The sequence below is a fragment of the Streptomyces sp. NPDC028305 genome (assembly GCF_055569495.1).
This window is the reverse complement of sequence record NZ_JBVHTN010000016.1, coordinates 59,452-77,360: the sequence shown is the minus strand read 5'-3', so window position 1 is coordinate 77,360 and position 17,909 is coordinate 59,452. Positions and strand designations below refer to the sequence as shown.

15 protein-coding genes are annotated in these 17,909 nt (G+C 74.0%); 8 read left to right on the top strand and 7 right to left on the bottom strand.

Annotated elements, in window-relative coordinates; genetic code table 11:
• Nucleotides 1-89 precede the first annotated feature (89 nt).
• The 3 genes from ACZ4WQ_RS46380 to hutU form a co-directional block, all read right to left on the bottom strand.
• Complete coding sequence (locus ACZ4WQ_RS46380) at nucleotides 90-1,439, bottom strand: formimidoylglutamate deiminase (RefSeq protein ID WP_398374497.1); 1,350 nt, start codon at nucleotides 1,437-1,439, stop codon at nucleotides 90-92.
• Nucleotides 1,430-2,617, bottom strand: coding sequence for an allantoate amidohydrolase (locus ACZ4WQ_RS46375; protein WP_385350025.1), 1,188 nt, complete (start codon nucleotides 2,615-2,617; stop codon nucleotides 1,430-1,432). The genes ACZ4WQ_RS46380 and ACZ4WQ_RS46375 overlap by 10 nt, the downstream gene beginning before the upstream one ends.
• Nucleotides 2,618-2,763: 146 nt before the next feature.
• Nucleotides 2,764-4,446, bottom strand: a complete 1,683-nt coding sequence (hutU, locus tag ACZ4WQ_RS46370; protein WP_311729397.1) for a urocanate hydratase — start codon at nucleotides 4,444-4,446, stop codon at nucleotides 2,764-2,766.
• A gap of 183 nt (nucleotides 4,447-4,629) precedes the next feature.
• Between hutU and ACZ4WQ_RS46365 the strand changes: the two genes are divergently transcribed.
• The 4 genes from ACZ4WQ_RS46365 (at nucleotide 4,630) to ACZ4WQ_RS46350 (ending at nucleotide 9,386) form a co-directional block, all read left to right on the top strand.
• Nucleotides 4,630-5,670, top strand: coding sequence for an MDR family NADP-dependent oxidoreductase (locus ACZ4WQ_RS46365; RefSeq protein ID WP_398374499.1), 1,041 nt, complete (start codon nucleotides 4,630-4,632; stop codon nucleotides 5,668-5,670).
• A 65-nt stretch (nucleotides 5,671-5,735) separates the two neighbouring features.
• Entirely contained in the window at nucleotides 5,736-6,161 is a 426-nt protein-coding gene (locus ACZ4WQ_RS46360; RefSeq protein ID WP_398374501.1) for a MerR family transcriptional regulator, read from the top strand.
• Between the two features lie 287 nt (nucleotides 6,162-6,448).
• Nucleotides 6,449-7,855 carry a type III PLP-dependent enzyme domain-containing protein gene (locus ACZ4WQ_RS46355; protein ID WP_311729394.1) on the top strand — a complete coding sequence of 469 codons (1,407 nt, stop codon included), beginning with the start codon at nucleotides 6,449-6,451 and terminating at the stop codon, nucleotides 7,853-7,855.
• A 277-nt stretch (nucleotides 7,856-8,132) separates the two neighbouring features.
• Nucleotides 8,133-9,386 carry a cytochrome P450 gene (locus ACZ4WQ_RS46350; protein WP_311729393.1) on the top strand — a complete coding sequence of 418 codons (1,254 nt, stop codon included), beginning with the start codon at nucleotides 8,133-8,135 and terminating at the stop codon, nucleotides 9,384-9,386.
• Between the two features lie 104 nt (nucleotides 9,387-9,490).
• Here the strand turns inward: ACZ4WQ_RS46350 and ACZ4WQ_RS46345 are convergent, their stop codons facing one another.
• From ACZ4WQ_RS46345 to ACZ4WQ_RS46335, 3 genes are all read right to left on the bottom strand, one after another.
• Nucleotides 9,491-10,078: a hypothetical protein gene (locus ACZ4WQ_RS46345; RefSeq protein WP_398374502.1), complete on the bottom strand. Its 588-nt coding sequence runs from the start codon at nucleotides 10,076-10,078 to the stop codon at nucleotides 9,491-9,493.
• Nucleotides 10,079-10,181: 103 nt separating this feature from the next.
• On the bottom strand, nucleotides 10,182-11,117 hold the full coding sequence (locus ACZ4WQ_RS46340; protein ID WP_311729391.1) for a MurR/RpiR family transcriptional regulator: 936 nt from the start codon (nucleotides 11,115-11,117) through the stop codon (nucleotides 10,182-10,184).
• A gap of 47 nt (nucleotides 11,118-11,164) precedes the next feature.
• Entirely contained in the window at nucleotides 11,165-12,733 is a 1,569-nt protein-coding gene (locus ACZ4WQ_RS46335; RefSeq protein WP_398374503.1) for an aromatic amino acid ammonia-lyase, read from the bottom strand.
• A 183-nt stretch (nucleotides 12,734-12,916) separates the two neighbouring features.
• On the opposite strand from ACZ4WQ_RS46335, the gene ACZ4WQ_RS46330 reads away from it, so the two are divergent.
• The 4 genes from ACZ4WQ_RS46330 to ACZ4WQ_RS46315 are packed head-to-tail and all read left to right on the top strand — an operon-like array spanning nucleotide 12,917 to nucleotide 16,369.
• Nucleotides 12,917-14,059, top strand: coding sequence for an ABC transporter ATP-binding protein (locus ACZ4WQ_RS46330; RefSeq protein ID WP_398374504.1), 1,143 nt, complete (start codon nucleotides 12,917-12,919; stop codon nucleotides 14,057-14,059).
• Nucleotides 14,056-14,697, top strand: a complete 642-nt coding sequence (locus tag ACZ4WQ_RS46325; protein WP_311729388.1) for an ABC transporter permease — start codon at nucleotides 14,056-14,058, stop codon at nucleotides 14,695-14,697. The genes ACZ4WQ_RS46330 and ACZ4WQ_RS46325 overlap by 4 nt, the downstream gene beginning before the upstream one ends.
• A 1-nt stretch (nucleotide 14,698) precedes the next feature.
• The gene (locus ACZ4WQ_RS46320; RefSeq protein ID WP_398374873.1) at nucleotides 14,699-15,382 is read left to right on the top strand and encodes an ABC transporter permease; all 684 of its coding nucleotides are present in this window, start codon (nucleotides 14,699-14,701) and stop codon (nucleotides 15,380-15,382) included.
• 21 nt (nucleotides 15,383-15,403) lie between these two features.
• The gene (locus ACZ4WQ_RS46315; protein WP_398374505.1) at nucleotides 15,404-16,369 is read left to right on the top strand and encodes an ABC transporter substrate-binding protein; all 966 of its coding nucleotides are present in this window, start codon (nucleotides 15,404-15,406) and stop codon (nucleotides 16,367-16,369) included.
• 70 nt (nucleotides 16,370-16,439) lie between these two features.
• On the opposite strand, the gene ACZ4WQ_RS46310 is transcribed toward ACZ4WQ_RS46315, so the two are convergent.
• On the bottom strand, nucleotides 16,440-17,843 hold the full coding sequence (locus ACZ4WQ_RS46310; protein WP_398374507.1) for an acyl-CoA synthetase: 1,404 nt from the start codon (nucleotides 17,841-17,843) through the stop codon (nucleotides 16,440-16,442).
• Between the last annotated feature and the right edge of the window lie 66 nt (nucleotides 17,844-17,909).

The following is a 17,909-nucleotide window of genomic DNA, read 5'->3' as shown; positions in this document are numbered from 1 at the left end:
CCGGGCCCTCATGGGGCCGGTGGTGAAATGGCCGGTCGTGAAGCGGCCGGTCATGGGGCCGGTCACCGGGCCGGGCATGGTGCTGTGGCTCAGTCCCGCAGGGCCGCGATGGCCTCGGCCAGGGCCTCGGGGACTCGGGGGACGAGCTGGTGCGCCCCGTCCCGTACGACATGGCGCCCGCCGACCACGGTGTGCCGGACATCCGCGTTGGTCGCCGCGAATACGGCCGTCTCGGCGCCGAGGGCGGGCGGCGGTCCCGCCGTGCGGACGGAATCCAGTGCGATCGTCGTGAGGTCGGCGAGCGCACCGGGCTCGATCCGGCCCGCGTCGTCGCCCCAGCCGAGGGCGGCGTGGCCGTCGGCGGTGGCGGCGCGCAGTAGCCGGGGCGCGCTCCAGTGGCCCCGGGTGCGGGTGTGCAGCCGCTCGTCCATCTCCATGGCGCGTGCCTCCTCCAGGATGTCGATCACGGCATGGCTGTCGCTGCCCAGCGAGAGGGTGGAGCCCGCCTGCTCCAGCTGGGCGGCCGGGCCGATGCCGTCGGCGAGATCGCGCTCGGTGGTCGGGCACATGCAGACACCGGTGGCCGAGTGGCCCAGCAGCCGGATGTCCCCGGGGGTGAGATGGGTGGCGTGCACGGCCGTGGTGCGCGGGCCGAGCACCCCGTGGTCGGCGAGCACCCGGGTGGGGGTGAAGCCGTGCGCCTCGACGCAGGCGTCGTTCTCGGCGGTCTGCTCCGAGAGGTGGACATGGAGCGGGGCGGCATGGTGGTCGGCCCAGCCGGAGACGGTCCCCAGCTGGTCCACGGGCACCGCCCGCACCGAGTGGACGGCCGCGCCGATACGGGTGTTGCCGTCCCCCTTGAGCGCGGACACCCGCTCCGCCCAGGCCTCCGCCGTGCCGTCGGAGAAGCGCAGCTGGTGGGCGTCGGGCTCGGCCCCGAAACCGGAGGAGAGATAGCAGGTGTCGAGGAGGGTGATCCGGATCCCGGCCTCGGCGGCGGCCGCGATCAGGGCCTCCCCCATCGCGTTGGGGTGGTCGTAGCGGGTGCCTCCGGGCGCGTGATGGAGGTAGTGGAACTCGCCGACGCAGGTGATGCCCGCCATGGTCATCTCGGCGTAGACGGCGCGGGCGAGATCGAAGTAGCGCTCGGGGGTGAGCTTGTCCGCGACGCCGTACATCACCTCCCGCCAGGTCCAGAAGGTGCCACTGCCCGCCTGGACCACGCCGCGCAGGGCGCGGTGAAAGGCGTGGCTGTGGGCGTTGGCCAGGCCCGGGAGGGTCAGCCCACGCAGCCAGACGGCCCCGGCGGGCGGCACGGGCGTATCCGCCCGCACCTCCTTGATCCGGCCGTCGACCGCCGTCACGATGAGCACGTTCGGCTGCACGCTCTCGCCCAGCCAGGCATGCTCCGCCCAGTAGGTCTGCGCCGTCAGCGACACGCCAGGCCCTCCAGTACGTCGGCGAGTGCCGTCACCCCGGCGAGGCAGTCATCCTCGGCCGCCGTCTCGGCGGGTGAGTGCGAGACGCCGGTGGGGTTCCTTACAAACAGCATGGCGGTCGGTACGGACGCGGACAAAATGCCCGCGTCGTGTCCCGCGCCGGTGGGCAGGACCGGGGCCCCGCCGAGGAGCCCCGCCAGCTCGTCGCGGAGGCCATGGGCGAACTCCACCACCGGCGTGAACGACTCCCGCGTGACCTTGACCTCCACGCCGTCCCGCAGCCCGCGCTCCACGGCCGCGCGCTCGATCTCGCCGACGACGGCCGCCAGCGTCTCCTCGTCGGGGGCCCGGGAATCCAGCCAGCCCCGCACCAGCGAGGCGATGGCGTTGACGCCGTTCGGCTCCACGCCGACCTTGCCGAAGGTCGCCAGCGCCCCGGCGAGCCGCGCCTTCTTGCGCGCGGCCAGGACGGTGTTCGCGTAGGTCAGCATCGGGTCGCGGCGGTCCTCCAGCCGGGTCGTCCCGGCGTGGTTGGCCTCGCCGTGGAAGTCGAACCGCCAGCGGCCGTGCGGCCAGATGGCGGAGGCGACGCCGACGGGGTGCGGGCCATCCGCCAGGGCGCGGCCCTGCTCGATGTGCAGCTCCACGAACGCGCCGATGCGGGCCAGCCGCTCCGGGTCCGGGCCGATCGCCTCCGGGTCGTACCCGGCGCGCTCCATGGCCTGCGCCAGGCTCACCCCGTCGCCGTCGCGCAGCGCGTGCGCCTGCTCGGCGCTCAGCTGCCCGGCGGCCAGCCGCGAGCCCACGCAGGCCAGGCCGAAGCGGGCGCCCTCCTCGTCGCCGAAGTTGACGACGGCGAGCGGCTTGGCGGGGCGCGCCCCGCGCGAGCGCAGCTCGTCCAGCGCGGCGAAGGAGGAGACGACGCCGAGCGGGCCGTCGAAGGCGCCGCCGTCCGGCACGGAGTCCAGGTGCGAGCCCGTGACGACAGCGTCCCCGGCGGTCGGGTCGCCGAGCCAGGCCCACTGGTTGCCGTTGCGGTCCTCCTCGTAGGCGAGGCCGCGGGTCTCCGCTTGGGCGCGGAACCAGGCGCGGCAGTCGGCGTCGGCGGGGGTCCAGGCGTAGCGGCGGTAGCCGGTGGTTGCCTGGTTGCGGCCGATGGGGAGGAGGTCGCGCCACATCTCGTGGAACGTGGCCCCGGGTGCGCCGGTCGCCGCCTGAGGTTCCGTTTCGTGCGCGGGTGCGGGCCGGTGGTCGGGGTGTGCCCACCCGTCCCTCCCCCAGCTACCGCTGGGAGGTGCCCCCTCTGCGGGACGATTGCCCACACTCATGCGGTGTCCTCCTCGCGCATGGGGATGCGAACGCCTCGTTCCGTCGCTACCTCGTCCGCGCGGTCGTAGCCCGCGTCCACGTGGCGGATCACGCCCATGCCCGGGTCGTTCGTCAGCACGCGGCGGATCTTCTCGCCCGCCAGCGCCGTGCCGTCGGCGACCGTGACCTGGCCCGCGTGGATGGAGCGGCCCATGCCGACGCCGCCGCCGTGGTGGATGGAGACCCAGGACGCGCCCGAGGCGACGTTGACCATGGCGTTGAGCAGCGGCCAGTCCGCGATCGCGTCCGAGCCGTCGAGCATCGCCTCCGTCTCGCGGTACGGGGAGGCCACCGAGCCGCAGTCCAGGTGGTCGCGGCCGATGGCGAGCGGCGCGGCGAGCGTGCCGTCGGCCACCATGTCGTTGAAGCGCTCACCCGCCTTGTCGCGCTCGCCGTAGCCGAGCCAGCAGATCCGGGCGGGCAGGCCCTGGAAGTGGACCCGCTCCCCCGCCATCTTGATCCAGCGGGCCAGCGACTCGTTCTCCGGGAAGAGGTCGAGGATGGCCTTGTCGGTGGCCGCGATGTCCTTGGGGTCGCCGGACAGGGCCGCCCAGCGGAAGGGGCCCTTGCCCTCGCAGAAGAGCGGGCGGATGTAGGCGGGCACGAAGCCGGGGAAGGCGAAGGCGCGGTCGTATCCGGCCAGCTGGGCCTCGCCGCGGATCGAGTTGCCGTAGTCGAAGACCTCGGCGCCCGCGTCCATGAAGCCGACCATGGCCTCGACGTGCCGCGCCATGGCCTCGCGGGCCCGCTGGGTGAAGTCGGCGGGCTTCTCGGCGGCGTACGAGGCCATCTCGTCGAAGTCCACGCCCAGCGGCAGATACGCCAGCGGGTCGTGGGCACTGGTCTGGTCGGTGACGATGTCGATGGGGGCGTTCATCGCGAGCAGCTGGGGGACCAGCTCGGCCGCGTTGCCCAGGACGCCGATGGACAGCGGCCGCCTGGCGTCACGCGCCTCGACGGCCAGCTGGAGGGCGTGGTCCAGGCTGTCGGCCCGTACGTCCAGGTAGCGGTGGGCGATGCGGCGCTCGATGGCGCGCGGGTCGCAGTCGATGCAGATGGCGACGCCGTCGTTCATGGTGACCGCGAGCGGCTGCGCGCCGCCCATGCCACCGAGGCCGGCGGTGAGGGTGATGGTCCCGGCCAGGGTGCCGTTGACCCCTTTACCCATTGAATGCAGCTTCGCGGCGACCGCGGCGAAGGTCTCGTACGTGCCCTGGAGGATGCCCTGGGTGCCGATGTAGATCCACGAGCCGGCGGTCATCTGGCCGTACATGGTCAGGCCGAGCGCCTCCAGACGGCGGAACTCCTCCCAGTTGGCCCAGTCGCCGACCAGGTTGGAGTTGGCGATCAGCACGCGCGGCGCCCACTCGTGGGTCTGCATGACGCCGACCGGCCGGCCCGACTGGACCAGCATCGTCTCGTCCTGCTTCAGCGTGGTGAGCGTGCGGACCATGGCGTCGAACGAGCGCCAGTCGCGCGCCGCCTTGCCCGTGCCGCCGTAGACGACGAGCTTGTCCGGGTGCTCGGCGACCTCCGGGTCGAGGTTGTTCTGGAGCATCCGCAGAGCGGCTTCCTGCTGCCATCCCAGGGCACTGAGTTCGGTGCCACGCGGTGCGCGTACGGGTCGCGGTCCTGACATGGGCCGTGCCTCCCTGCCGTTGACTGGATCAATATATTCACATCTTTGCGTCGATGAATAAGGTTAGTCAACACCGGGCTCACGGAGTGTTCCGGGAGGCGGACTTGCGGTTGACGTATACGTCAGGTCTTACCGTCTCGGCGTTCCGCTCCACCGCGACACCTCCACACCGAGGAGCGCTCCATGTCACAGCCTGCGCCCGTGCCCGGATCCGTGCCCGCCACCCACCGCCAGGTACTCCTGGCCGACCGCCCCCGGACCACGCTCACCACCGACCACTTCGAGGTCGTCACCGCCCCCGTGCCCGAGCCCGGCCCGGGGCAGGTGCTGGTCCGCAACCGGCTCATGAACGTCGCCGCCGTGATGCGGCCCCTGACCCTCGCCGACCCCGACAGCTTCGAACTGTCCCAGTTGCTCCAGCGGCCCGGCGACCCCATGCACGGCCCGGCCGTCGGCGAGGTGGTCGCCGCACCCGGCACCGATCTCGCCCCCGGCGAGCTGGTCCGGCACCGGCTGGGCTGGCGCGAGTACGCGCTCGTGGAGGCCGCGGAGGCGGAGCGGCTGGGCCCGGAGGGGCTGCCCGACCCCGCCGCGTATCTCTCGCAGGGCTTCGCCTCCTGGCTGGGCGTGGTGCGCGGGGCGGAGGTGCGGGCCGGGGACACCGTGTTCGTCACCGGCGCGGCCGGCGGGGTCGGCACGCTGGCGGGGCAGTTCGCCCGGCTGCACGGCGCCGCCCGGGTCATCGGTTCCACCGGCTCCCGGCGCAAGGCCGACTACCTGGTCGAGGAGCTCGGCTACGACGCGGCCGTGGTCCGGGGCGCCGGGCCGATCGAGGCCCAGCTGCGCGAGGCGGCCCCGGACGGCATCGACGTGCTCTTCGACAACGTCGGCGGCGAGCAGCTGCTGGCGGCGCTGGCCGTGGCCCGCCGGGGCGCCCGCTTCGCCCTCGTCGGCGCGCTGTCCGCCCAGCTGACCGGCGACGCCATGGCCACCACCGCGATCAGCACCTTCGCCCTCATCGCGCGGGGGATCACGCTGCGCGGCATCGCGGCCTACGACCACATGGACGCGTATCCCGAGTACGTGCGCGAATTCGGCCGCGCGCTGCGCGAGGGCACGATGGCCTATCCGCACATCCGGCTGCGGGGCGTCGAGCAGGCGCCGCGCGCGCTGTGCGAGCTGGTCGAGGGGCGCCATGTCGGCGCGGTGCTGGTGGAGTTGTAGACGGCGCGGCGCGACAATGGCGCCAAGGCGCCAAGGCGTCAAGGCGCAAAGGAACGGGGGGACCCATGCGCATCGGGGACGCGGCGGCGGCCGCCGGGCTGACGCCACGGGCGCTGCGCTACTACGAGCAGCGCGGGCTGCTCACCGCGCGCCGCACGCCCTCCGGGCACCGCGACTACACGGCCGAGGACGTGCGCCATCTGCGCGCCGTGCGCGAACTACTGACCGCCGGCCTGACCATCGAGGACGTACGGGCCCTCGTGGCGGCCATCGAGGCGCTCCCCGCGAACCGCCGCGACCGCCCCGCGGCCACCGAGCCCCGGACGGACGGGGAGCCCGGTCTGTGCACGCTCCCCAATATGATCGTCCGGCGCCGGCTGACGTATCTCGACGAGCGCATCGAACGGCTGACGGAGCTGCGCGACGGGCTCGCGCAGCGCGTCGGCGGCCCGCTGCGCGACCTCGGCCGCGACCTGGGCTCCACCGGCTAAGCCCGGCCGACGGTCACTTTTCCCCACCCCGCCCCTTCCCGAACCGGGGGCTCCGCCCACGCCCCCGGGCCCAGGGGCGGCCCCGCCGCTTCCCGGCTTTCGGCCAGACGAGCCCCCGCCGCGCGGTGAGCCCTGCATCCGGCTCCCGCCCCCGGGGGCCGGGGCGGAGACCGCACATCGACTGGGGCCGGGAAGGGGCGGGGCAGGGGAAACCCACCTGGCCCACCACGTGGGACGGGCCGCGGAGCGGGCTGGGCGGCGGGGGCGCGTGGTGGTTGGCTGGTGACATGACATCGAATGCGGTGGCAACGGGGGCGGGCGCGGCCGCCCGGCGGGAGCGGGCGGTGCGGGCCGCCGTGGAGCAGGGGCTGATCGGCCCCGACCAGCCCGTCGTCGGGCTGCTGGACGTGGCGGGCATCCGCGCCGCCGCGGCCGAGCTGCGGGCCGCCTTCGACGAGGTCGTCGCGCCGGGCACCCCCGTGCTGCACGCCTTCGCCGTCAAGGCCGCCGCGCTCGTCCCCGTGCTGCGGCTGCTGGCCGACGACGGGATCGGCTGCGAGGTGGCCAGCCCCGGCGAGCTGGCCCTGGCCCGGGCCGCGGGGGTCGCCCCCGAGCGCATCGTGCTCGACTCGCCCGCCAAGACCCACGCCGAGCTGCGCGAGGCCGTCGAGCTCGGCATCGCCGTCAACGCCGACAACCCGCAGGAGCTGGCCCGCCTGAACGCGCTGGTGTCGCCGCGGAGCGGCCCCGGGCCCGCGCTGCCGCCCGGCCCGCTGGGGCTGCGGGTCAATCCGCAGGTGGGCGGGGGCAGCATCGGGGCGCTCAGCACCGCCACCGCGACCTCGAAGTTCGGGGTGGCGCTGCTGGACGTGGGGGCGCGCGAGTGGGTCGTGAACGCGTTCACGAAGCGGCCCTGGCTGACCCGGCTGCACGCGCACGTGGGCTCCCAGGGCTGCCCGCTGGACCTGATGGCGGCGGGCGTACGGGCGGCGTACGAGCTCGCCGAGGAGATCAACCGGAAGGTCGGCCGACAGCAGATCGACACGCTCGACATCGGTGGCGGGCTGCCGGTCAACTTCGGCTCCGACGAGATCACCCCCGGCTACCGCGACTACGCCCGTCTGCTGCTCGCTACCGTCCCCGGGCTGTTCGACGGCCGGTACGGGCTGGTCACGGAGTTCGGGCGGTCGCTGGTCGCCAAGTCCGGCACGGTCCTGGCGCGCGTGGAGTACACCAAGTCGGCGGGCGGCCGCCCGATCGCCGTCACCCACGCGGGCGCCCAGCTGGCCACGCGCACCGTCTTCGCCCCGGAGTCATGGCCGTTGCGGCTCGCGGCGTACGACGGCGAGGGCGTGGCCAAGCCGACCGGGCCGGGCGGCCCGGTGCCGCAGGACGTGGCCGGGCCGTGCTGCTTCGCGGGCGACCTGGTCGCCGTGAACCGGCCGCTGCCCGCGCTGGAGGCGGGCGACCTGGTCGCGCTGCTGGACACGGGCGCGTACTACTTCTCCAACCACTTCGCGTACAACAGCCTGCCCCGCCCCGGGATCTACGGCTTCTCGGTCAGCGGCGGCAACGGCGGCAACGGCGGCAGGAACGGCCGCGTGCGCTTCGCGCCCGTACGCTCGCCGCAGTCCGTCGACGAGATCGTCGCCGAGAGCGGCGGCGAGCACACGGGCGCGCTGTCGGGGCTTTGATGCCTCCCCTTTGGAGGTCTTCTGCCATCGGCGCCGGCCAGCACCGGCACGCGTTCAGTCCAGCGGCGGCAAGCGTTCAGTACAGCCACCAACTTCCCTTCACACGGCGGGTGGCTGTTAGCCTTTGCCCAGGTCGTCCACCGTATGGAACCCAAGGCTCCGTATGGTCGGGCGGCCCTACGCCAGCCCCCAGCACGTTGAGCCGTTCAATCGTTCGAGCAATGCGGGACTCCTTCGGCGTGCCGGCGAACGTGCCGCCCGCCCAGGAGCACACCGCATGAATCATCCCCAGGTCCCCTCGCCCCCCGTAGGCTGCCCCGCCCACAACCCCGGCGGCGTACGCATGCATGCCCTGCGGTTCCAGGAGGATCCGGCCGACCTCTACGGGCAGTTGCGGCGGGAACACGGGCCGGTCGCCCCGGTCCTGCTCGACGGCGACATCCCCGCCTGGCTGGTCCTCGGCTACCGCGAGGTGCACCGCGTCACCACCAACCCCGAGCTGTTCGCCCGCGATTCCCGCCGCTGGCACGCCTGGGACCGGATCCCGGACGACTGGCCGCTGCTGCCGTTCGTCGGCTATCAGCCGTCCGTGCTGTTCACCGAGGGCGCGGAGCACCAGCGGCGCTCGGGGGCGATCAGCGACGCCCTGTCGGCAGCGGACCAGTTCGAGGTGCGCGCGCACAGTGAACGGGTCGCCGACGAGCTGATCGACGCCTTCGCGGGCAGCGGCCGGGCCGAGCTGATGACCGAGTACGCGAGCCAGGTCCCGCTGCGTGTGGTGGCCCGGATCTGCGGCCTCGAGCCCTCCGAGACGGCCGACCTGGAGCGGGACATGACCGCCTCACTGGACGACGGCGAGGGAGCTGTCGCGGCGTACGGCCGAATAGCCGCCAAGATGGCGGAGTTGGTGCAGCGCAGCCGCCGTGAGCCCAAGGCGGACGTGCCCTCGCGGATGGCGGCTCACCCGGCCGGGCTCAGCGACGAAGAGATCATCCAGGACATGATCTCGATCATGGCCGCCGGTCAGCAGCCCACGTCCAACTGGATCGGCAACACCCTGCGGCTGATGCTGACCGACGACCGGTTCGCCGTCACGATCTCCGGCGGGCGCCGCAGCGTCAGCCAGGCGCTCACCGAGGTGCTGTGGGAGGACACCCCGACCCAGAACTTCATCGGGCGCTGGGCATCCCAGGACACCAGGCTCGGCGGGCAGCAGATCAAGAAGGGCGACTGCGTCATCCTGGGCCTGGCCGCCGCGAACACCGACCCGCAGGTGCGGCCCGACTTCACCGCCGGCTCCGCCGGCAACCAGGCCCATCTGTCCTTCAGCCACGGTGAGCACCGCTGCCCGGAGCCGGCGCCGGAGCTGGCCGAGATCATCACCAAGGCGGCCATCGAGGTGCTCCTCGACCGGATCCCCGATGTGGTGCTGTCGCTTCCCGCCGATGAGATCGAGTGGCGGCCGTCCATCTGGATGCGGGGCGTGGCCGCCCTGCCGGTCGAGTTCACTCCGGCCCACGTCTCCCGCTGACCGTCGGGTGATCGTCCGGGGGGCCTTCCCCGTTCGCCGGACGGCCCGGTTTCCGGGCCGTCCGGCGAACGGTCAAGGCACCCCGCCCCGGTCCGGGTGACGCGTCAGCGCGCCGCCGCGGCCTCCGCGCGGCCCCGCCTGGCCCCGCCCGGCCGGGCGTCCCCGGCCACGATCCCGGTCGTCCGGTAGGCGCTCACGCCCTTGCCCGCCGGACCGCCGCGGGCCACCCACTCCGCGCGCACCCACAGCAGCACGTCGTTCGCCCGCTCCCAGTGGCCCAGCCACAGCGCCTTGGCCCACAGCCCGGCGCCGACCCCCGCCATCAGCATCCCGACGGCCGCGGGCACGGCGAACGACGACCCCACCGCGGCCAGGAACGCCAGCAGCAGCCACCAGCGCAGCGCGCGCCGCCGGGCCCGTACGGTCACCGCACGGTCCTGGAGGAACACCGACCTGCCCGCCCGAGAGGCGGCGCGCGCCAGCTCCAGATACCGCCCGCGGCGGGCCAGGAAGGTCACGACCGCCGCGATCAGGAACAGCGCCGCTCCCGCCAGCACTCCGATCCGGCGCCCCGTCAGCCCCGGCACCAGCACCCCGACGCCGGCGGCCAGCAGGCCCAGCCACCACAGCCATCCCGCCGGCGCCCGCAGAACCACGGCCACCCGCGCCAGCGCATACGCCCCGCGCCCCACGACAGACCTCCTCGTCTCGAATCCGGTCACCTGTACAAGCCGTGCATACAGCGTTCGAGGGACGGACTCCAGTCACCGGGCCTGAGAATTCTCTGAGAGGCGGTCACTCCACGAACAGGCTCCGCGCCGCGGCCTTGGCGTCGAACTCCTCCAGCCGCGCCTGCGCGTCCGGCAGCGCGTCGCACATCGCCTCCAGCAGCACCCGCCCCAGCAGCATCGGCGCGCACGCCGTGTCGAAGGCGAGCCCGGTGCCGACCGCCGCGGGCAGCAGCAGGTCGCTGTGGCGGGCGACCGGCGCGAAGGCGCTGTCGGCGACCGTCACCACGGTCAGCCCGGCGGACCTGGCGTACTCCAGGCCCTCGACGACCTCGCGCGGATGGCGCGGCAGGGCGAAGCACAGCAGGGCGGTCGCGCCCGCGCGCACCGCCGCGTCGACGCGGTCGGCGAGCATGGTGCCGCCCTCGTCGAGCAGGCGTACGTCCGGGTGGACCTTGCGCGCGAAGTACGCGAAGCCGCCCGCCTGGGCGGAGGCCGCGCGCAGGCCGAGCACCGGCAGCGGCCGGGATTCGGCGAGCAGCCGCCCGGCCCGTACGACCGGGGCCGGGTCGGCGAGCAGGGACGCCAGATGGCGCAGGTTGTCGATCTCCGACTGGACCGCCTGCTGGTACTCGTTGTAGGCGTCCCCGCCCTCGCCCCGCTCGGCGGGGGCGACCTCGCGCAGATGCCTGCGCAGCGCCGGGTAGCCGTCGAAGCCGAGCGCGACCGCGAAGCGGGTCACCGACGGCTGGCTGACGCCGGCCAGCTCGGCGAGCTCGACGCTCGACAGGAACGGCGCGTCGGCCGCCCGCCGCACCATGCAGTGGGCGATGCGCCGCTGGGTGGGCGTCAGCCGGTGGCCCTCGAAGAGCTTCTGAAGCCGGGCGGCGCCGGCCCCCGCCCCCGCCCCGGCCGCGTCACCCTGCACCGCGGCCGCGTCGTCCCGCGCCCCGGCCGCAGCCAGGGCCTCCGCCTCCGCCGACGCCCCCGTGTTCGTACTCATCGCTCTCTCCTGCCCCTCTCGGCCCTCCCGGGCCCACTCCCCGATGCTCAACTCTCCGCGCCCGCGACGCCGATGTCCGCCAGCCCGTCGAGCAGGCCCGCGGCCACCGCCACATCCTGCGTCAGCGGACGGTCCTCCATCCTCGGATCGAGCTGGTCCGCCGCCAAGGCGAACGCCGCGCCGACCGGCAGCTCCGGTTCCGGCTCCAGCCCGCGCTGGCGCAGCGCCCGTACGGCCGCGACCAGTTCACAGCCCAGCACCTGACGGTAGTTGTCGATCACCCGCAGCGTCTGCCGGGCGCCGAGCGAGGCGAAGCTGGCCTGCTCCTCGACGCCGCGCGAGAGCACGGCGTGGCCGAGCGAGGCCGGGTGGGAGACGGCCCGCAGCTCGCCGAGGGCCGCCCCCGCCGCGTACTCCAGGATCATCACGCCCGAGCTGGCGGACGCGGCGTCGCCGAGGAAGGGCCGCAGCCGGGTGAAGTCCGGCTCGGACAGGGCGGCGAGCCGGGCGGTGGACAGCCGGGCGGTCTGAAGCGTGGCGAGCCGGAAGTGGTCGAGGCCGAGCGCGAGGTGCGCGGCGTAGAAGTTGCCGTGGTGGTAGGCGGCCTCGTCCTCGGCGCATATCAGCGGGTTCTCGGCGGCGGCGTTGAACTCGACGGTCAGCACCCGCTCCAGCGCGTCGGCGGCGTCCAGCGCCGGTCCGTGGATCTGCGGCAGGCAGCGGAAGCCGTACGGGTCCTGGATCCGGCCCAGCGGCGGCGTCGGGCGGGCCGGGGCGCCGAGCAGGGCGCGCATGCGGGCGGCCGCCTCGACGGAGCCGGGGAGCGGGCGCGCCTCGTGCACGGGCTCGGCGTACGCCTCCAGCGAGCCGCCGACCGCGATCAGCGAGAGCGCGGCGACGGTGAGCGAGGCGGACAGCAGCCGGCGCAGCTCGTCCAGGGCGAGCGCCGACTGGCCGAGGGTGAGGGCGTTGCTGCTGATGAGGGCGAGCGCGTCGTTGCCGTCGAGCTCGACGGGCGCGGGGGCGCGGCCTTCCGGGGCGGCGTCGGTGAGGTCCCAGGGGTGTTCGCCGACGAGGGCGAGGCCGGTCTGGGCGAGCGCGGCGAGGTCACCGGTGCCGACCGCGCCGTGTTCGTTGACGACCGGGTGGGCGCCGCTCTCCAGGGCCTGGGCGAGGGCGGTGACGACGGCGGGGCGCAGCCCGGCGCCGCCCGCGAGGAGCTGGTTGGCGCGTACGGCGAGCATGGCGCGGACCTCGCGGCCCGGCAGCGGGGCGCCGATGGCGCCGGCGTGGCTGCGCAGCAGGCGCAGGCCGTGCTCCTGGTCGGCGGTCCCGACGTCCTCGGTGCGGTTGGCGCCGACGCCGGTGCTGCGGCCGTAGACGCGCCCGGTGGCGGCCAGCCGGAGCGCGGTCTCCCAGGAGCGCTCGGCGCGGGCGAAGGCGTCCGGGTCGGGCGCGGCGGGGCGGGCGGTCCGGTCGGCGAGCCGCACCACATCGGCCACGCGCAGGGTCCGGCCGTCCAGTACGACCTGGGGCGCGGCGTCGCCCGCACTGTCCCCGGCGCCGCTACCGCGTGCGCCGCCCGCCGTACCCGCAGTGCCCGTAGAGCCCAACATCTGAGACAACATCCAGCGGATCCCCTTTCACCCGCACCCTGTTCGGACCCTATTCGGACGGAGATCGACATTCCGTCCCACATTGTGAGCAGAAGTAACCGTTGATTAACACCGGACTCTTGACTTCTATTCACTCGCCTACGACTGTGCATGACTATATGCAGACAGGGCAAGGGGAAGCGGATGATCAGCTTCAATCGCGTCAGCAAGCACTACCCGAACGGCACCACCGCCGTCGACGACCTCGATCTCGAACTGCCCGAGGGCGGCATCACGGTCCTCGTGGGCTCCTCGGGCTGCGGCAAGACCACCACCCTCCGGATGGTCAACCGGATGGTCGAGCCCAGCAGCGGCACCATCAGCGTCGGCGGCCGTGACGTACAGCGGGCCGACGCCGCCGAGCTGCGGCGCGGCATCGGCTACGTCATCCAGCAGGCCGGGCTGTTCCCACACCGCACGGTGCTCGACAACATCGCCACGGTGCCACTGCTGCTCGGCTGGGGCCGCCGCAAGGCGCGGGCGCGCGCCGCCGAGCTGCTGGAGCTGGTCGGCCTGCCCGCCGACGCCGGCAAGCGCTACCCGCACCAGCTCTCCGGCGGCCAGCAGCAGCGCGTGGGGGTCGCCCGCGCCCTGGCGGCCGACCCGCCGGTGCTGCTGATGGACGAGCCCTTCGGCGCCGTCGACCCGGTCGTGCGGACCCAGCTCCAGAACGAGCTGCTGCGCCTCCAGAGCGAGCTGCGCAAGACCGTGGTCTTCGTCACCCACGACATCGACGAGGCGGTGCGGCTCGGCGACCGCATAGCCGTCTTCCGCACCGGCGGCCACCTCGTGCAGTGCGCACCGCCCGCCGAGCTGCTGGCCGACCCGGCCGACGACTTCGTCGCGGGCTTCCTCGGCGCCGAGCGCGGCCTGAAGCTGCTCTCGCTCTCCACGCTCGCCGACGTGCCGCAGCGCCCCGCGCCCACCGGGGAGGCGGGCCCGAAGGGAGCGGGCGGGCGCTGGCGGCTGGTCACCTCCGAGCGCGGCGAGCCGCTCGGCTGGCGCGACACCGAGGGCCCGCAGGGCGACCGCGCCCCGCTGCTGCCCGTGCGCCCGCTGCGGGACGGCGACTCCCTGCTGACCGCACTCGACGAGTCGATCGCCTCCCCCGCCGGCCTGGTGGCCCGCGTGGACGCCGACGGCGTCCTCACCGGAGTGACCGACCGCGAGCTGATCCATGAGCACGCCGGGCGGCGCCACGCGGAGGCGGCGCGGACGGCCGCGGCAGCGAACGGCACAGCCACGGACGGCACGGCCACACCTCAGGACGCGGGCGTGACCGCATGACCATCGACTGGGGCTGGTTCCCCGATCACCGCGACGACCTCGTCCGGCTCACCCTCGACCACCTGTCCACCGCCATCCCCTCCGTGCTCTTCGGGATCCTGATCGCGGTGCCGCTGGCCGTGCTCGCCCACCGCGTCCGGCCGCTGCGCGGGCTGCTGCTGGGCCTGTCGAACGTCCTGTTCACCATCCCGTCCATCGCGATCTTCGTGCTGCTGCTGCCGGTCACCGGCCTCACCCGCACCACCGCGATCACCGGCCTGACCATCTACACCCTGGTCGTGCTGTTGCGGAACACCGTCGAGGGCCTGGACAGCGTCCCCGCCAAGGCCCGCGAGGCGTCCAAGGCGATGGGCGCCCGCCCGCTGCGTACCCTGCTCACCGTCGAGCTGCCGCTCGCCTTCCCCGTGATCATGGCGGGCGTGCGGGTCGCCACCGTGATGGCGATCTCGCTGGTCAGCGTGGCCAGCTACATCGGATACGGCGGCCTGGGCCAGCTGTTCACCGACGGCTTCCAGCGCAACTACCCGACCCCCGTCGTCGCCGGAGTCGCCCTGTCCCTGCTGCTCGCGCTGGCCGCGGACGCCGTGCTGGTGACCGTCCAGTGGCTGTGCACCCCGTGGCTGAGGAGGCGTGCCTGACATGATCGAACTGCTGAAGAACCTCGGCGTCTGGCTGACCAGCGGCGCCCAGTGGTCCGGGCCCGACGGCATCGCCACCCGCCTGTTCGAACACCTCCAGTACTCGCTCCTGGCCACCGTCGTCGCCACCCTGATCGCCCTCCCCGTCGGCCTGCTCATCGGCCACACCGGCCGCGGCGCCTTCCTGGCCATCAACCTCGCCGGGTTCGGGCGCGCGCTGCCGACGGTCGGCCTGGTCACGCTGGTCTTCCTGGCCAGCGGGCTGAGCATGTGGCCGGTGTACGTCTCGCTGGTCGCCCTCGCGGTCCCGGTGATCGTCACCAACACCTACGCCGGCATGGCCGCCGTCGACCCCGAGGTCAAGGACGCCGCGCGCGGCCAGGGCATGCGCGCCCACCAGGTCCTGCTGCGGATCGAGCTGCCCCTCGCGCTCCCCCTGGTCATGACCGGGCTGCGGCTGGCCACCGTGCAGGTCGTGGCCACCGCCACCATCGCCGCGTACGTCAGCTTCGGCGGGCTCGGCCGGTACGTCTTCGACGGGCTCGCCCAGCGCGACCTGGTGCAGGTGCTGGGCGGGGCGGTGCTGGTCGCCGCGCTCGCCATCGCCCTGGACCTGGCGCTGGCCGGAGTGCAGCGCCTGCTGTTCCGCAACCGCCCCGCGCCCTCGCACGCCCACTCGACTTGAGGAACTGAGGAGAAGTCCCGCATGACCTCCCTGAACCCCCGGGCCCCCCGCCCCACTCGCAGGGCCCTGCTCGGCGGCCTCCTCGGCGCCGCCTCCCTCCCCGCCCTCGCCGCCTGCGGCGGCGTGACCTCGCTCAAGGGCGGCTCGGACGACGGCGGCTCCGGCGGCGGCAGCAGCGCGGGCGGCCTGGTCGTCGGCACCGCCAACTTCACCGAGAACCAGATTCTCGGCTACCTCTACGCCGAGGCGCTGCGCGGCGCCGGCGTCAAGGCGAGCGTCCGCCCCAACCTCGGCTCCCGCGAGATCGTCATCCCCGCCCTCCAGCAGGGCGATATCGACCTGCTCCCCGAGTACCAGGGCAATCTGCTCCTGCACTTCGACGACACCGCCAAGGAGACGGAGGCCGGCGACCTCCAGAACGCGCTGACCGTCGCCCTCCCCGGCAGCCTGGAAGCCCTCCCGTACGCCGCCGCCGAGGACAAGGACGTCTTCGCCGTCACCAAGGAGACGGCCGACCGGTACGGGCTGCGCAGCCTCGCCGACCTCCACCGGCTCGACGGCAAGCTGGTCTTCGGCGGACCGGCGGAGGACAAGAAGCGGGTCGTCGGCCTGGTCGGTCTGAAGAACGTCTACGGGACCACGTTCAAGGAGTTCAAGTCCCTGGACGCCTCCGGCCCCCTGGTCAAGGGCGCCCTGAAGAAGGGCGACGTCGACGTCGCCAACCTCTTCAGCACCGACCCCGACATCCAGGCCAACGGCTGGATCATCCTCGCCGACCCCAAGCAGCTCATCCCCGCCCAGCACATCGTCCCCGTCGTGCGCGGCGCCAAGGCCGACGCCAAGGTCCGCAGGGCCCTGGCCCGGCTGGGCGGCGCGCTCACCACGGACGAGCTGGCCAAGCTGAACAAGCTGGTCGACGTCGAGAAGAAGGACCCGGACGAGGTGGCGGCCGACTGGGTGAAGCGGAACGGCCTCGCCAAGCGATAGCACCGCCGAAGGGCGGCGCGGCCCAGCCCGGGCCGCGCCGCCCGGCCGAAGTCCCTCAGGCCGGAAGCCCTCAGGCCGGGGGCAGCAGCTTCTTCTGGGGCTTCCCCATGGCGTTGCGCGGCAGCGCGTCCAGGAAGCGGACCTTGCGGGGGCGCTTGTGGACGGAGAGCTGCCCGGCGACGAAGTCGATCAGCTCCGCCTCGCTCACCCCGTCGGCGACGACATACGCCACGATCTGCTGGCCCAGGTCCTCGTGCGGGGCGCCGACGACGGCCGCCTCACGCACCGCCGGGTGGTCCAGCAGCGCGTTCTCGACCTCGCCGGCGCCGATGCGGTAGCCGCCGGACTTGATCAGGTCGGTGGAGGCCCGGCCGACGATGCGGTGGAAGCCGTCGGGCTCGACGGCGGCGATGTCGCCGGTGCGGAACCAGCCGTCCTCGGTGTACGAGCCGGCGGTCGCCTCCGGGCGGTTGAGGTAGCCGTCGAAGAGGGTCGGGCCGGTGAGCTGGAGCTCGCCGATCTCGGCGCCCTCCTCGGCGGCGATCCGGGTGCGGATGCCGGACAGCGGGGTGCCGACATAGCCGGGGCGGCGCTCGCCGTCCGCCCGGGTGCTGATGGTGATCAGCGTCTCCGTCATGCCGTAGCGCTCGACCGGGCGGTGGCCGGTCAGCTGCTCCAGGTCGCGGAAGACGGGCGCGGGGAGCGGGGCGCTGCCGGACACCAGGAGCCGGGCGGCGGAGAGCGCGCGGGCGGCGGCCGGGTCCTGGACGACCCGGTGCCAGACCGTCGGCACGCCGAAGTACAGGCTGCCGCCCGCCGCCGCGTACGCCGCCGGGGTCGGCCGGCCAGTGTGCACCAGCCGGCTGCCCACGCGCAGCGCGCCCAGCACGCCGAGCACCAGCCCGTGCACATGGAACAGCGGCAGGCCGTGGACGAGCGTGTCCTCCGGCGTCCAGGCCCAGGCCCCGGCCAGCGCGTCCAGGTCGGCGGCCACCGCGCGCCGCGAGATCAGGGCGCCCTTGGGCGCGCCGGTGGTGCCGGAGGTGTAGAGGATGAACGCCGTCGACTCCGGGGCCGGTTCGGCCCCGCTCCACGCCGCGCGCTCCGCCAGGTCCACGGGGACGGTCTCCACGGGCGCGGCGTGCTCGTCCTCCGACGGCTCCCCCGTCAGCAGCAGCGCGGCCTTGGAGTCCCGGAGGATGTGGTCCCGTTCCGCGGGGCCGGAGTCCGGCGGCACGGGCACCACGGGCACCCCCGCGAGCAGCGCGCCCACCACGGCCGCCACCGTCTCCGCCGTGGGGGTCGCCCGGACGGCGACGACGGGCGCTCCGGCGATACGGGCCGCGACCGCGCCCGCGGCGCCGAGCAGCTCCTCGCGCGAGCAGGCGCGGGGGCCCACGGTGAGCGCGTCGGGGCGGTCGCCTCCCGACGCGCCTCCCGATCCGGCGAGGGACGTAAGCAGAGGTGCGGACACGGACTGGCTCCTTCCACAGCGGGCCGGGAGGTACGGCTACCTGTCCCCCCACGCGATTCGGGGGGC